Source organism: Superficieibacter sp. BNK-5, assembly GCF_047456055.1.
GTDB lineage: Bacteria > Pseudomonadota > Gammaproteobacteria > Enterobacterales > Enterobacteriaceae > Superficieibacter.
In genome coordinates this window covers 4,647,368-4,661,299 of sequence record NZ_CP179893.1, presented here as the reverse complement: position 1 = coordinate 4,661,299, position 13,932 = coordinate 4,647,368, and the positions used below count along the sequence as shown (strand labels likewise).

At 56.5% G+C, this 13,932-nt stretch carries 13 protein-coding genes; 11 read left to right on the top strand and 2 right to left on the bottom strand.

Going from position 1 to position 13,932, the window contains the following annotated elements:
• Positions 1-132 precede the first annotated feature (132 nt).
• The 3 genes from fadI (at position 133) to sixA (ending at position 4,282) form a co-directional block, all read left to right on the top strand.
• Entirely contained in the window at positions 133-1,443 is a 1,311-nt protein-coding gene (gene fadI, locus ACMGGS_RS22275; RefSeq protein ID WP_414164416.1) for an acetyl-CoA C-acyltransferase FadI, read from the top strand.
• A complete protein-coding gene (gene fadJ / locus ACMGGS_RS22270; protein WP_414164415.1) occupies positions 1,443-3,608 on the top strand; it encodes a fatty acid oxidation complex subunit alpha FadJ in 2,166 nt (721 codons plus the stop codon). Before fadI ends, fadJ begins: the two co-directional genes overlap by 1 nt.
• Before the next feature lie 188 nt (positions 3,609-3,796).
• Entirely contained in the window at positions 3,797-4,282 is a 486-nt protein-coding gene (gene sixA / locus ACMGGS_RS22265) for a phosphohistidine phosphatase SixA (RefSeq protein WP_176920293.1), read from the top strand.
• A gap of 37 nt (positions 4,283-4,319) precedes the next feature.
• On the opposite strand, the gene smrB is transcribed toward sixA, so the two are convergent.
• Positions 4,320-4,871 (bottom strand): endonuclease SmrB, encoded by a 552-nt coding sequence (gene smrB / locus ACMGGS_RS22260; RefSeq protein WP_176920294.1) that lies wholly within the window; start codon positions 4,869-4,871, stop codon positions 4,320-4,322.
• 166 nt (positions 4,872-5,037) lie between these two features.
• Here smrB and prmB point away from each other — a divergent pair, with 166 nt between their 5' ends.
• Genes prmB through ACMGGS_RS22230 form a run of 6 tightly spaced genes read left to right on the top strand, consistent with a single transcriptional unit; the run spans position 5,038 to position 9,581 of the window.
• A complete protein-coding gene (prmB, locus tag ACMGGS_RS22255) occupies positions 5,038-5,970 on the top strand; it encodes a 50S ribosomal protein L3 N(5)-glutamine methyltransferase (RefSeq protein WP_176920295.1) in 933 nt (310 codons plus the stop codon).
• 39 nt (positions 5,971-6,009) lie between these two features.
• Positions 6,010-7,095, top strand: a complete 1,086-nt coding sequence (gene aroC / locus ACMGGS_RS22250) for a chorismate synthase (protein WP_414164414.1) — start codon at positions 6,010-6,012, stop codon at positions 7,093-7,095.
• A 2-nt stretch (positions 7,096-7,097) separates the two neighbouring features.
• Positions 7,098-7,922 (top strand): penicillin-insensitive murein endopeptidase, encoded by an 825-nt coding sequence (gene mepA / locus ACMGGS_RS22245; RefSeq protein ID WP_414164413.1) that lies wholly within the window; start codon positions 7,098-7,100, stop codon positions 7,920-7,922.
• A complete protein-coding gene (locus ACMGGS_RS22240) occupies positions 7,923-8,732 on the top strand; it encodes a sulfite exporter TauE/SafE family protein (RefSeq protein ID WP_414164412.1) in 810 nt (269 codons plus the stop codon).
• Positions 8,732-9,277, top strand: a complete 546-nt coding sequence (locus tag ACMGGS_RS22235; RefSeq protein ID WP_414164411.1) for an elongation factor P hydroxylase — start codon at positions 8,732-8,734, stop codon at positions 9,275-9,277. The genes ACMGGS_RS22240 and ACMGGS_RS22235 overlap by 1 nt, the downstream gene beginning before the upstream one ends.
• A 25-nt stretch (positions 9,278-9,302) precedes the next feature.
• Complete coding sequence (locus ACMGGS_RS22230) at positions 9,303-9,581, top strand: YfcL family protein (RefSeq protein ID WP_194206274.1); 279 nt, start codon at positions 9,303-9,305, stop codon at positions 9,579-9,581.
• Between the two features lie 139 nt (positions 9,582-9,720).
• Here the strand turns inward: ACMGGS_RS22230 and mnmC are convergent, their stop codons facing one another.
• Positions 9,721-11,733: a bifunctional tRNA (5-methylaminomethyl-2-thiouridine)(34)-methyltransferase MnmD/FAD-dependent 5-carboxymethylaminomethyl-2-thiouridine(34) oxidoreductase MnmC gene (gene mnmC / locus ACMGGS_RS22225; protein WP_414164410.1), complete on the bottom strand. Its 2,013-nt coding sequence runs from the start codon at positions 11,731-11,733 to the stop codon at positions 9,721-9,723.
• 157 nt (positions 11,734-11,890) lie between these two features.
• Between mnmC and fabB the strand changes: the two genes are divergently transcribed.
• Both fabB and ACMGGS_RS22215 read left to right on the top strand, forming a co-directional pair.
• Entirely contained in the window at positions 11,891-13,111 is a 1,221-nt protein-coding gene (gene fabB / locus ACMGGS_RS22220; protein WP_176920302.1) for a beta-ketoacyl-ACP synthase I, read from the top strand.
• Between the two features lie 97 nt (positions 13,112-13,208).
• A complete protein-coding gene (locus tag ACMGGS_RS22215) occupies positions 13,209-13,868 on the top strand; it encodes a lysostaphin resistance A-like protein (protein WP_414164409.1) in 660 nt (219 codons plus the stop codon).
• Positions 13,869-13,932 lie beyond the last annotated feature (64 nt).

The following is a 13,932-nucleotide window of genomic DNA, read 5'->3' as shown; positions in this document are numbered from 1 at the left end:
AGGCGTTTTCTTTTCTATCCGTGTGTTTTAGCTCCCACTTTTCTCCACCTCCGCTTGGCGAAATGTAAAAAAATGGTTAAGACTATGTTCAGGTCAGACCACTTAATTTATTTTTGTTAACAGGGGAGCGTTATGAGTCAGGCACTACCGCTTGTCACCCGTCAGGGCGATCGCATTGCCATTGTTTCCGGGTTACGGACGCCCTTTGTCCGCCAGGCAACCGCCTTTCACGGCGTTCCGGCTATCGATCTGGGAAAAATGGTGGTCGGTGAGATGCTGGCTCGCAGCGAAGTTCCACCAGAAATCATCGAACAACTGGTCTTCGGCCAGGTTGTGCAGATGCCGGAAGCGCCGAATATCGCCCGTGAAATCGTGCTCGGCACTGGCATGAGCGTGCACACCGATGCCTATAGCGTCAGCCGTGCCTGTGCCACCAGTTTTCAGGCGGTGGCAAACGTGGCGGAAAGCCTGATGGCCGGGACTATTCGCGCCGGGATCGCCGGTGGCGCGGACTCTTCTTCTGTTTTACCGATTGGCGTCAGTAAAAAACTGGCCCGCACGCTGGTGGATGCAAATAAAGCCCGCACCCTGAGCCAGCGCCTGCAACTCTTTTCCCGCCTGCGCTTACGTGACTTGCTGCCGGTGCCGCCTGCGGTCGCCGAGTATTCGACCGGTCTGCGCATGGGGGATACTGCGGAACAAATGGCGAAAACCTGGGGCATCACGCGTGAAGAGCAGGATGCGCTGGCGCATCGATCGCATCAGCTTGCTGCCCGCGCATGGGAAGAGGGTAAGCTGGCAGACGAAGTGATGACGGCTTATGCACCGCCTTACCGCGATCCCGTTGAGCGCGACAATAATGTGCGCACCACTTCTTCGCTGGCTGACTATGCCAAACTGCGTCCGGCGTTCGACCGCAAACACGGGACGGTGACGGCGGCCAACAGTACCCCTTTGACCGACGGCGCGGCGGCAGTGATCCTGATGACCGAATCGCGCGCCAGAGAGCTGGGGCTGGTGCCGCTTGGCTACCTGCGTAGTTACGCTTTCACCGCCATCGACGTCTGGCAGGATATGCTGCTCGGCCCGGCATGGGCCACGCCGCTGGCACTGGATCGCGCAGGCTTAACGCTCGCCGATTTAACCCTGTTCGATATGCATGAAGCTTTTGCTTCGCAGACCTTAACCAACCTGAAAATGCTCGCCAGCGACCGCTTTGCCCGCGAGGTGCTGGGACGAACCCAGGCCACGGGGGAAGTGGATGACAGTAAGTTTAACGTGCTGGGGGGATCGATTGCCTACGGTCATCCTTTCGCTGCCACCGGGGCGCGGATGATTACCCAAACGCTGCATGAACTTCGTCGACGCGGCGGCGGATTTGGTTTAGTGACCGCCTGTGCAGCGGGTGGTCTTGGCGCGGCAATGGTTCTGGAGGCCGAATAATGGAGATGACATCAGCATTTACGCTCAGCGTGCGGGCGGACAACATTGCAGTAATCACTATCGACGTGCCCGGCGAAAAAATGAATACCCTGAAGGCGGAATTTGGTCATCAGGTACGCGCTATCCTCAAGCAAATCCGTGATAACAAAGCCCTGATCGGCGTGGTCTTCATTTCCGCGAAAGACGACAATTTTATTGCCGGGGCCGATATTAATATGATCGGCAACTGCAAAACGGCGCAGGAGGCGGAAACGCTGGCGCGTCAGGGGCAGCAAATCATGGCGGACATCCATGCATTGCCCATCCCGGTGGTAGCCGCCATCAATGGAGCCTGCCTGGGCGGTGGTCTCGAACTGGCGCTGGCCTGCCATGCGCGGATCTGCACTGACGATCCCAAAACGGTGCTCGGCTTGCCGGAAATGCAGCTTGGGCTGCTACCCGGTTCTGGCGGGACCCAGCGTCTGCCGAGGCTGATCGGCGTCAGTACCGCGCTGGAGATGATCCTGACCGGCAAACAGCTCAGAGCGCGGCAGGCGTTAAAGGTGGGGCTGGTCGATGAAGTGGTGCCGGTCTCCATATTGCTGGACGCTGCCGTTGAGCTGGCCAAAAAAGGGCGTCCGAGCCGTCGCCTGCCGGTGCGCGAGCGGATCCTGGCCGGGCCTTTAGGTCGTAACGTGCTGTTTCGCGTGGTGGGCAAAAAAACCGCGCATAAAACCCAGGGCAACTATCCGGCGACCGAACGGATTTTACAGGTCATTGAAACCGGATTAAGTCAGGGCAGCAGCAGTGGTTATGATGCCGAGGCGCGTGCCTTTGGTGAACTGGCGATGACGCCGCAGTCAAGCGCGCTGCGGGCCATTTTCTTTGCCAGCACCGACGTTAAAAAAGATCCGGGCGCTCAGGCGTCAGCAGGACCGCTGCGGTCCGTGGGCGTCCTCGGCGGTGGCTTAATGGGCGGCGGCATTGCCCATGTCACCGCCAGCAAAGGCAAACTGCCGGTGCGGATCAAAGATATCAAGCCGCAGGGTATTAACCACGCGCTGAAATACAGCTGGGAGTTGCTGGAGACCAAAGTCCGCCGTCGCCATCTTAAACCGGCTGAGCGTAACAGCCAGATGGCGTTAATTTCTGGTACGACGACCTATCACGGCTTTCGTCATCGCGATGTAGTGATTGAAGCGGTATTTGAAAATCTGGCGCTGAAACAGCAGATGGTGGCGGAAGTTGAAGCGCACTGCGCGCCGACGACCATTTTTGCCTCTAATACCTCCTCGTTGCCTATCAGCGATATTGCCGCGCAGGCGGCACGTCCGCAGCAGGTGATCGGCCTGCACTTTTTCAGCCCGGTAGAAAAAATGCCGCTGGTGGAGGTGATCCCCCATGCGACTACTTCGCCGCAAACTATTGCTACCACCGTGAAGCTGGCGAAAAAACAGGGTAAAACGCCGATTGTAGTGGCCGATAAAGCCGGGTTTTATGTTAACCGCATTCTCGCACCCTATATCAATGAAGCCATGCGTCTGCTGACGGAAGGCGCGAAAATCGACCAGGTTGACCGCGCGCTGGTAAAATTTGGTTTCCCGGTCGGCCCTGTCCAGCTACTTGATGAGGTCGGCATTGATACCGGAACGAAGATTATTCCGGTGCTGGAGGCGGCATATGGAGAACGTTTTAGCCCGCCGGCAAATATTATTAACGCAATTTTGAACGACGATCGCAAAGGCAGAAAAAATGGCCGCGGTTTCTATCTTTACCCGCTAAAAGGGCGTAAAAGCAAAAAGCAACCCGACCCGGCGATTTACCCGCTGATTGGGTCCAACGGGCAGAGCAGCGCACTCTCACCCCAACAAATGAGCGAAAGATGCGTCATGATGATGCTAAATGAGGCGGCGCGATGCTATGCGGAGGGTATTATCCGCAGTGCGCGTGATGGTGATATTGGTGCCGTTTTTGGCATTGGCTTCCCCCCATTTTTGGGAGGGCCATTCCGCTATATGGATACGCTGGGGGCTGATGAAGTGGTTGCGGTTCTGCAACGTCTTGCCGCCCAGTATGGCCCACGTTTTACCCCGTGCGATGCCTTGTTACGCATGGCGGAGCAACGGCAGACCTTTTGGTCGCGCAAAGAAACTGACCCGGAAATTGAAGGTCAAATAAGAGAGTGATAGCGCTGTAAAGGATCAGTCGGTTATTTTGTAAACACTGATTGACTATACTTATACCATTAAGGTAAAACACAGCGTTTCATTGAGCAAACGGATAAGGCACAATGCCCGGCCACCTGGCTTTCTGCATGAATACGATGTCCTCTGCAGAAAATCCTGGTGCTTCTGGTTAACAAAAGCGGTGCAATATGCAAGTTTTTATCATGCGTCACGGCGACGCAGCTCTCGAGGCTGCCAGCGACTCGGCTCGTCCATTAACCCATTGTGGTTGTGATGAATCCCGTCTCATGGCAACCTGGCTGAAAGGTCAAAAAGTGAATATTGGACGCGTTCTGGTCAGCCCGTACTTACGCGCTGAACAAACGCTGGATGTGGTAGGGGAGTGTATGCACCTGCCTGCAAAAGTCGATGTGCTGCCCGAGCTTACGCCCGGCGGCGATGTCGGTCAGGTACATGCGTATCTTCAGATGCTGGCCGATGAAGGCGTAACGTCGGCACTGGTGGTCTCTCACCTGCCGCTGGTCGGCTATCTGGTGGCTGAACTCTGCCCTGGCGAAACGCCGCCGATGTTCTCCACCTCGGCAATTGCCAGCGTCACCCTTGATGCTGACGGCAAAGGTACCTTCAACTGGCAGATGAACCCCTGCAATCTGAAGATGCCAAAAGCGATCTGATGCTCGGCGGGTAGCGTTTAAGCAACCCGCCAGATCTCTATGGCAGCTCCGGTGGCTGCCACTCTTCCACTTCAATCAGTACCAGCAATGCGGCATCTCCGCCGTACTCTTTTGACGCCTGATGAAAGGCCATCACATGTGGATGCTGGGCCAGCCATAGCGGCGTTTGCTGCTTAAGGATATGTTTGCCGTGGCCGTGCATAACGCAGGCGCAAAAAACATGCTCGCGACGGCAGGCGGCAATCAGTGCGCCCAGCTCCTGCTTCGCCTGTTGTTGCGTTAATCCGTGCAGATCCAGAAACAGTTCCGGTGAGTAATCGCCGCGCCGCAGCTTTTTCAGCTCGAAATGGCTGACATCCTCGCGCACGTATTTCACCGGCCCGTTAGTATTCAGCAACGGCTGGAATTCATCGGAAAAGAAATGGCTGGCGTCGGCCTGCTCCTGAATAAGCCGCTTTACCGGCACTTCGGTGATTTTTTTACGGATGGGGCGATGAACAATGGTGTCCTGCTTAATCTGGCGCGTGCCGGTCATCAACTGACGGAACAGCGCCTTATCCTCCCCGGTCAGTGGTTCTTTCTTTTTCATTTCACAGTCTCATCAACACTTTCGGGTAGTTTACCCGACTCCGGGGCGGCCTGTTCAGCGAAAACGCATTTTTTCCCCGTTTCGACCGCGCGTGAATGCTGATTTATCACCGTCTTCGTGGCAAACTAGCCGCCGAATTTAATGCGAGCATGCCCTGGAGAGCACGATGGATAAAATTTTTGTTGATGAAGCGGTAAACGAGCTGCAAACCATTCAGGACATGCTGCGCTGGTCGGTTAGCCGTTTCAGCGCGGCAAATATCTGGTACGGCCACGGCACCGATAACCCGTGGGATGAAGCCGTGCAACTGGTACTGCCGACGCTCTGGTTACCGCTGGATATTCCGGAAGATATGCGCAGCGCGCGCCTGACCTCCAGCGAAAAACACCGCATCGTGGAGCGGGTGATCCGCCGGGTCAACGAGCGTATCCCGGTCGCCTACCTCACGAATAAAGCGTGGTTCTGCGGCCACGAATTCTATGTTGACGAGCGCGTGCTGGTGCCGCGTTCGCCAATCGGTGAACTGATTAACAACCGCTTTGCCGGGTTGATTAGCCATGCACCGCAGCACATTCTGGATATGTGTACCGGCAGCAGCTGTATCGCTGTCGCGTGTGCATATGCGTTCCCGGAAGCCGAAGTAGATGCGGTTGATATTTCGCCGGAAGCGCTGGCGGTGGCCGAGCACAATATCGAAGAACATGGCCTGATCAATCAGGTGACGCCGATCCGTTCCGATCTGTTCCGCGATCTGCCGACGTTGCAGTACGATCTGATCGTCACCAATCCGCCGTACGTGGATGCGGAAGATATGTCCGACCTGCCGAATGAGTATCGCCACGAGCCGGAACTGGGTCTTGCCTCCGGCAGCGACGGTCTGAAGCTGACGCGTCGCATTCTCGCCTGCGCCCCGGACTATCTCACTGACGACGGCATTCTGATTTGTGAAGTGGGTAACAGCATGGTACATCTGATGGAACAATACCCGGATGTGCCGTTCACCTGGCTGGAGTTTGATAACGGCGGTGACGGCGTCTTTATGCTGACCAAAGCGCAGCTGGTGGCGGCGCGCGAATATTTCAGCATCTACAAAGACTAATCCGGCGCTCAACAACACAACAACGACAACGGAGCCGTGATGGCAGGAAACAGTATTGGACAACTTTTTCGCGTAACCACCTTCGGTGAATCGCATGGTCTGGCGCTTGGCTGCATTGTGGATGGCGTGCCGCCGGGCATTCCGCTGACCGAAGCCGATCTGCAACACGACCTGGACCGCCGCCGTCCAGGCACCTCGCGCTACACCACCCAGCGCCGCGAACCGGATCAGGTCAAAATTCTGTCCGGCGTTTTTGACGGGGTGACCACCGGGACCAGTATTGGTCTGCTGATCGAAAATACCGACCAGCGCTCGCAGGATTACGGTGCCATCAAAGATCTGTTCCGTCCGGGGCATGCTGACTATACCTATGAGCAAAAATATGGCCTGCGCGACTATCGTGGCGGCGGGCGTTCTTCTGCCCGCGAAACGGCCATGCGCGTAGCGGCAGGGGCGATCGCCAAAAAATACCTGGCGCAGAAATTCGGCATTGTTATTCGCGGCTGCCTGACCCAGATGGGCGATATTCCACTGGCGATCAAAGACTGGGATCAGGTTGAGCAGAACCCGTTCTTCTGTGCCGATCCGGATAACATCGAGGCGCTGGATGAGCTGATGCGCGGCCTGAAAAAAGAGGGCGACTCTATTGGCGCAAAAGTTACTGTCGTCGCGGATGGCGTGCCGCCGGGGTTGGGTGAGCCGGTATTCGATCGTCTGGATGCCGACATTGCCCACGCGCTAATGAGCATTAACGCGGTGAAAGGGGTCGAAATCGGCGATGGTTTTGAGGTAGTCGCCCTGCGCGGCAGTCAGAACCGCGATGAGATCACTCAGGCGGGTTTCCAGAGCAACCATGCGGGCGGCATTCTCGGCGGCATTAGCAGCGGCCAGCAGATTGTTGCCAACATCGCGCTGAAGCCCACCTCCAGTATTACCGTGCCGGGGCGCACCCTCAACCGTAGCGGCGAGGAAGTGGAGATGATCACTAAAGGTCGCCACGACCCGTGCGTTGGCATCCGCGCCGTGCCGATTGCCGAAGCGATGCTGGCAATTGTGCTGATGGACCATCTGATGCGTCAGCGCGCGCAAAACGCTGACGTCACGACAACGCTTCCACGCTGGTAACCATGAAAAAAGCGCTTCTTGCACTGCTGGCGCTGGTCGCCAGCGCCACAGCCCCGGCGGCAACACCGTGGCAGAAAATTACCCAGCCGATCCCCGGTAGTCCGCAGTCAATTGGCGCGTTTGCTAACGGCTGCATTATTGGCGCGCAGGCGCTACCGCTTGAATCGGACGACTATCAGGTGATGCGCACCGATCAGCGTCGCTACTTCGGCCATCCGGATCTGCTGCTGTTTATTCAGCGTCTGACCAGCCGGGTGCATAATCTCGGCATGGGAACGGTGCTGATTGGCGATATGGGGATGCCGGCAGGCGGACGCTTTAACGGCGGCCACGCCAGCCACCAGTCGGGGCTGGATGTCGATATCTTTCTGCAGCTGCCGAAAACGCGCTGGACCTCAGCGCAGCTTCTGAAGCCGCAGGCGCTGGACCTCGTCTCCCGTGACGGCAAGCACGTGGTCTCATCGCTGTGGCAGCCGGACATCAGCAACCTGATCAAGCTAGCGGCGCAGGATACCGAAGTGACACGCATTTTTGTCAATCCGGCCATCAAGCAGCAGCTTTGTCTGGATGCCGGCACCGACCGCGACTGGCTGAATAAGGTCCGTCCGTGGTTCCAGCATCGCGCGCATATGCATGTGCGGCTGCGCTGCCCGGCCGACAGTCTGGAGTGTCAGGATCAGGATCCACCGCCGCCGGGCGACGGTTGTGGAGCCGAACTGCAAAGCTGGTTTGAGCCAGCAAAACCTGGAACAACTACACCTGCGAAGAAGACGCCGCCTCCGCTGCATCCTTCCTGTCAGGCGCTACTGGATGAGCATGTACTGTAAATGGATACGTTTAACCAACTGTTTATGATGTCACCGCTGATGCTGGCGGTTATGTTTTTTGTCGCCTTGCTGGCCGGATTTATCGACTCGCTGGCCGGCGGCGGGGGACTACTGACGGTGCCCGCGCTGCTGGCGGCAGGCATGTCGCCTGCACAGGCGCTGGCCACCAATAAGCTTCAGGCCTGCGGCGGTTCGCTCTCTGCTTCGCTCTACTTTATTCGCCGTAAGGTGATGAATCTGGGCGAGCAGAAATTGAACATTCTGATGACCTTTATCGGGTCGACCAGCGGCGCGCTGCTGGTGCAGTTTGTTAAAGCAGATTTGCTGCGTCAGATCCTGCCGATTCTGGTGATTTGCATCGGTCTCTATTTTTTATTAATGCCGAAGCTGGGCGAAGACGATCGCCAGCGTCGATTATACGGCTTGCCGTTTGCGCTGGTGGCAGGCGGCTGCGTGGGTTTCTACGATGGTTTTTTTGGCCCCGGCGCGGGGTCGTTTTATGCCCTGGCATTTGTCACGCTGTGCGGATATAACCTCGCCAAATCCACCGCTCACGCCAAAGTGCTTAATGCCACGTCCAATGTGGGTGGCCTGCTGCTTTTTATTCTTGGCGGCAAAGTGATTTGGGCGACGGGCTTTGTAATGCTGATTGGACAATTTATCGGCGCCCGCATGGGGTCGAGACTGGTGCTCAGTAAAGGACAAACGTTGATCCGCCCGATGATCGTCATCGTCTCTGCGGTAATGAGCGCCAAATTACTTTATGACAGCCACGGACAGGAGATCCTCCACTGGTTGGGGATGAACTAATGAACAGTACGCATAATTACGAGCAGTTGATTGAGATATTTAACCGCTGCTTTGCCGATGATTTTAATACCCGTCTGATTAAAGGCGACGACGAACCGATCTATCTTCCTGCTGACGACAGCGTGCCGTATCACCGCATCGTCTTCGCCCATGGCTACTACGCCAGCGCGCTGCATGAGATTTCTCACTGGTGCATCGCCGGTAAAGCGCGCCGTGAGCAGGTCGATTTCGGTTACTGGTACTGCCCGGACGGTCGCGATGCGGCCACGCAGGGTAAGTTTGAGGATGTGGAAGTCAAACCGCAGGCCTTTGACTGGCTGTTCTGTGTAGCGGCGGGCTATCCCTTTAATGTCAGTTGCGACAACCTGGAAGGCGAATTCGAACCGGACCGCATTGTTTTCCAGCGTCGCGTACATGCGCAGGTGATGGCTTACCTGGAACAGGGGATCCCGGAACGTCCGGCACGTTTTATTCAGGCATTACAACAGTATTATCATACGCCGTCGCTGACGGCAGAACAGTTCCCGTGGCCGGAAGACCTGTAGCCACGTTAAGACAAGAGGAAAGAAGATGATCGCGGAGTTTGAATCACGTATCCTGGCATTAATTGATGATATGGTTGAGCACGCCAGTGATGACGAGTTATTTGCCAGCGGTTATCTGCGAGGGCACCTGACACTGGCGGTAGCGGATCTGGAAAGTGGCGATGACCATTCACCGGAAGCCGTTTACGCGCAGGTGACCAATAGTCTGCAAACCGCGATTCATGCTGGTGAGCTTTCTCCGCGCGATCAGTCGCTGGTGCTGGGGATGTGGGATACGTTGTATCAGCAGGCGAAGTTTAAATAACGGCTGGCGCTGTACGCATAATGCCGGGTGGCGGCTTCGCCTTACCCGGCCTACGAAATCCTACAATATCAACGCCATAGCATTACTTGTAGGCCCGCGCAAGCGCAGCGCCGCCGGGCATCCGCGGATGGAGCGGCCGTCACTCCACCGCCGTTTTCACCTTTTTCCCTTTCAACAACTTCCTCACCCAGAAACGATTAGGGTTCAGCGCTGCCAGCGTTTCCGCATCCAGCGGCAAGGGGTCATCGCTCATCTGCGATGCCAACACTTCCGCCGCCAGCGGGGCGCTGCACAAACCGCGTGAACCGAGCGCGCCCAGCATAAACAGATTGTCGTAAACCGGTGCGCTGGCCGCGTTTTCTCTGCTCTCCGCCAGTCCGGCATAGGCGCATAGCGTAGCCTCGTAGTCCGGTACGTTACCGAGCATCGGCAAATGATCGCGGGTGGCGCTGCGCACACCGCAACGGGCTTCGCCTGCGCTTACATCCACGTCCTGCGCCCACGGCGCATCGGGGAAGCAGTCAATAAGCCGCTGACGATTATGCTGCTGATCGGCTTGCGTGTACTGAATCTCATCCTGCCCGCGATGGTAGCTGGCCCCGATGCAATGCTGCTGATTATTAGGGTTTTGCGGCGTCAGATAGCCGTCATAGCACAGCACCTGCCGCAGTCGGGAGAGCAACGGCGTGGTCGGGATATGACTCACCTGACCGCCGACGGCGTACAGCGGAAGCGTTGCCGTCTGGGGGAAACGGGTAATTTTGTGCCCGTTTGCCAGCACAACCACCTTATGCTGCATCTCGTCGCCATCCGCAAACGCTAACTGCCAGTGGACTGCCGTTTTTTCCAGAGTGACCAACTGCTTTTGCCAGACGGTGCGCAAGCCGTGACGGGTTGCCAGCGCCAGCGCGGCGGCCGTGAGCTGTGCCGGGCACAGCCAGCCGCCGAGCGGGTACTGCACGCCGCCGCAGCCAGTGGCGACGCCGGTGGTCCGGGCAATCTGCTGAGCGTCAACGGCGACGGCAATTTCGGGTGGCAGGGCCATTTCCAGCAGTTGATCTATCTTCTGCTGACTTTTGACGTCCCAGCCTGTCTGGGTCACGCCGCACCAGTCATGATCGAACGCGACGGGCAGGGCATCGTAAAGACGGCGGGCAAAGGTGAAGGCGGCCGGAAAGAAGCGTGCCAGCGCCGGATCGTGAGCGCTGATCAACGGATAGAGCGCGCCCTGGCGGTTTCCGGACGCGCCCTGAGCGGGCAGGGCATCCTCACAGTAAAGCGTCACCTGCCAGCCGCGACGCAGGAGCGCCAGCGCCAGTAACGCACTGGCGATGCCTCCACCGATGATTGCTGCCTCACGCGCGGTCGTTCCCGTGCGGGCGAACCACGGCGCGTGAGCGAGAGGCGCAGACGTCTGCTCCATCACGCCCGTCAGCATCTCGCGCTTGCGGCCAAACCCTTTACGTTTGCGCATGGTAAAACCGGCTTCCTGCAACCCCCGGCGGACAAAACCCGCTGAGGTGAAGGTGGCCAGCGTGCCTCCCGGACGGGCAAGCCGCGCCATGGCAGCAAATAGTTGCGGCGTCCACATATCCGGGTTTTTCGCCGGGGCAAAACCATCCAGAAACCAGGCATCCACACTCTGCTGAAGGGAATCATCCAGCCGATCGGTAAGCTCATTAATGTCGCCGAACCACAGATCAAGCGTGATCTGACCCTCCTCCAGTAGCAGTCGGTGGCATCCGGCAAACGGCAACGGCCACTGGGCCTGAAGCTGCTGCGCCCAGGTCGCCAGTTCCGGCCAGTGCTGGTGCGCAAGCCGCAGGTCTTCTGCCCGCAGAGGGAATTTCTCGAAACTAATGAAATGCAGCCGTTGCAGAGTTGCCTGCGGATGCGCGTTGCGAAAGGCGGCAAACGCCTGCCACAACGTTAAAAAATTCAGTCCGGTCCCAAATCCGCTTTCTGCGACCACAAAACAGGGACGAGAATGCGTGGTGAAACGTTCCTGTAACTGATTGCCCTCAAGAAAAACGTAACGCGTCTCCTCCAGCCCGTTATCGTTTGAGAAATAGACATCATCAAAATCTCGAGAAACAGGTGTACCCTCATTGTTGAATTCAAGGTTGGCGGGTTGTATGGCGTTATGTTTCACGTAAGTTACTCGTCTGACAGGTAGTAGCACGATCTTAGCGATGTGTGCGGGCCGGAGCAAATTTCAACATAATTTGGCTGATCGGACTTGTTCGGCGTACAAGTGTACGCTATTGTGCGATTCGAATCTTTAAATAGTGGACTTACAGAGGTATTGAATGAAACGTGCAGTGATTACTGGCCTGGGCATCGTTTCCAGCATCGGTAATAACCAGCAGGAAGTCCTGGCATCTCTGCGTGAAGGACGTTCAGGGATCACTTTCTCTCAGGAGCTGAAGGACGCCGGCATGCGTAGCCACGTTTGGGGCAACGTAAAACTGGATACCACTGGCCTCATCGATCGTAAAGTCGTGCGCTTTATGAGCGATGCTTCTATCTATGCATACCTTTCAATGGAGCAGGCTGTTGCTGATGCCGGTCTCTCTGACGAGGTTTACCAGAATAACCCGCGTGTCGGCCTGATTGCAGGGTCCGGCGGCGGCTCCCCACGATTTCAGGTCTTCGGTGCAGACGCCATGCGCGGTCCGCGCGGTCTGAAAGCCGTGGGTCCTTACGTCGTGACGAAAGCGATGGCCTCTGGCGTGTCTGCCTGCCTCGCCACCCCGTTTAAAATCCACGGTGTGAACTACTCTATCAGCTCCGCGTGCGCCACCTCCGCGCACTGTATCGGCAATGCGGTAGAGCAGATCCAACTGGGTAAACAGGACATTGTATTTGCTGGCGGCGGTGAAGAGCTGTGCTGGGAAATGTCCTGCGAATTTGACGCTATGGGCGCGCTGTCGACCAAATATAACGACACGCCGGAAAAAGCGTCCCGTACTTATGACACCCACCGCGATGGTTTTGTTATCGCTGGCGGCGGCGGTATGGTCGTGGTCGAAGAACTCGAACATGCCCTGGCACGCGGTGCGCATATTTACGCGGAAATCGTTGGTTATGGCGCAACCTCTGACGGTGCTGATATGGTGGCTCCGTCAGGTGAAGGTGCGGTGCGTTGCATGCAGATGGCCATGCACGGTGTCGATACCCCTATCGATTACCTGAACTCCCACGGCACGTCCACCCCGGTTGGCGACGTGAAAGAACTGGGCGCGATCCGTGAAGTCTTTGGTGACCACTCTCCGGCTATCTCTGCAACGAAAGCGATGACCGGTCACTCTCTGGGTGCTGCTGGCGTGCAGGAAGCGATCTACTCGCTGCTGATGCTGGAACATGGCTTTATCGCGCCGAGCATTAACATCGACGAGCTTGACGAGCAGGCGGCTGGTCTGAACATCGTTACCGAGCCGACCGAGCGCGAACTGACGACCGTAATGTCCAACAGCTTCGGCTTTGGCGGCACCAACGCTACGCTGGTTATGCGCAAGCTGAAAGCGTAAGCGGGGCGGTTTTCGCAAAAGGACAAAAGCTGGCTATATGATGTAGCCAGTTTTTTTGCATTTAAGGGTAGATAATACAGGGACCGTAAAACAAATCATGAATAGCCTCTCAGATCGCCTGAATCATACATTGTCATGCCTGGCAGGGTTTATCGGCTGGTATGCATGCTTTTTTCTGGTATGGTTTTTACCCGGTTATACTGCGCTTTATAAGTCAGGGCTGGCATTGTCATTTGTTACTGCCGTTATCCTTTGCCCTTTCGCCGTGCTGGCGTGGAAATTATACTCCCGACATTACGCCTTTCTGACGCTGGGACGCTTCACCTTTCAGGATTTTCTGCTGCCTGCATTTGCGTTGATTGTGCTGACATATATCCACGGCTATTTTGCTCAGCCGGAGCCGTGGCTTAGTGAACTGCCTCAGCAAACGCCCTTTGTGAAATGGGCAACTATTCTGTCGATAAGCCTCTTTGCGCCGATTAACGAAGAGATTATTTTCCGCGGATTTGTGCTCAATAGCAGCATTGGCTGGGGGCGTTATGCAAAAACGGCAGGCATCATTGTCACGTCCGGGCTATTTGCACTGATCCACATTCAGTACTCGGCGATAAGCACGTTCATTTACCTTTTCATTTTTTCAGCCATTTTATGCACGGTGAGGATCAATAACGGTGGACTGCTCATCCCGATGCTGCTCCATGCGCTGAATAATAGCTGGGCCTGCTTTGTGCTCTTTAATTTTTCTGCTGCAAAGTAGTGTCAGGGCACTTGTTTGGGCGGTATCCGGGTTTTTTACCTCTACAGCTAGCGCTCGCCATCGA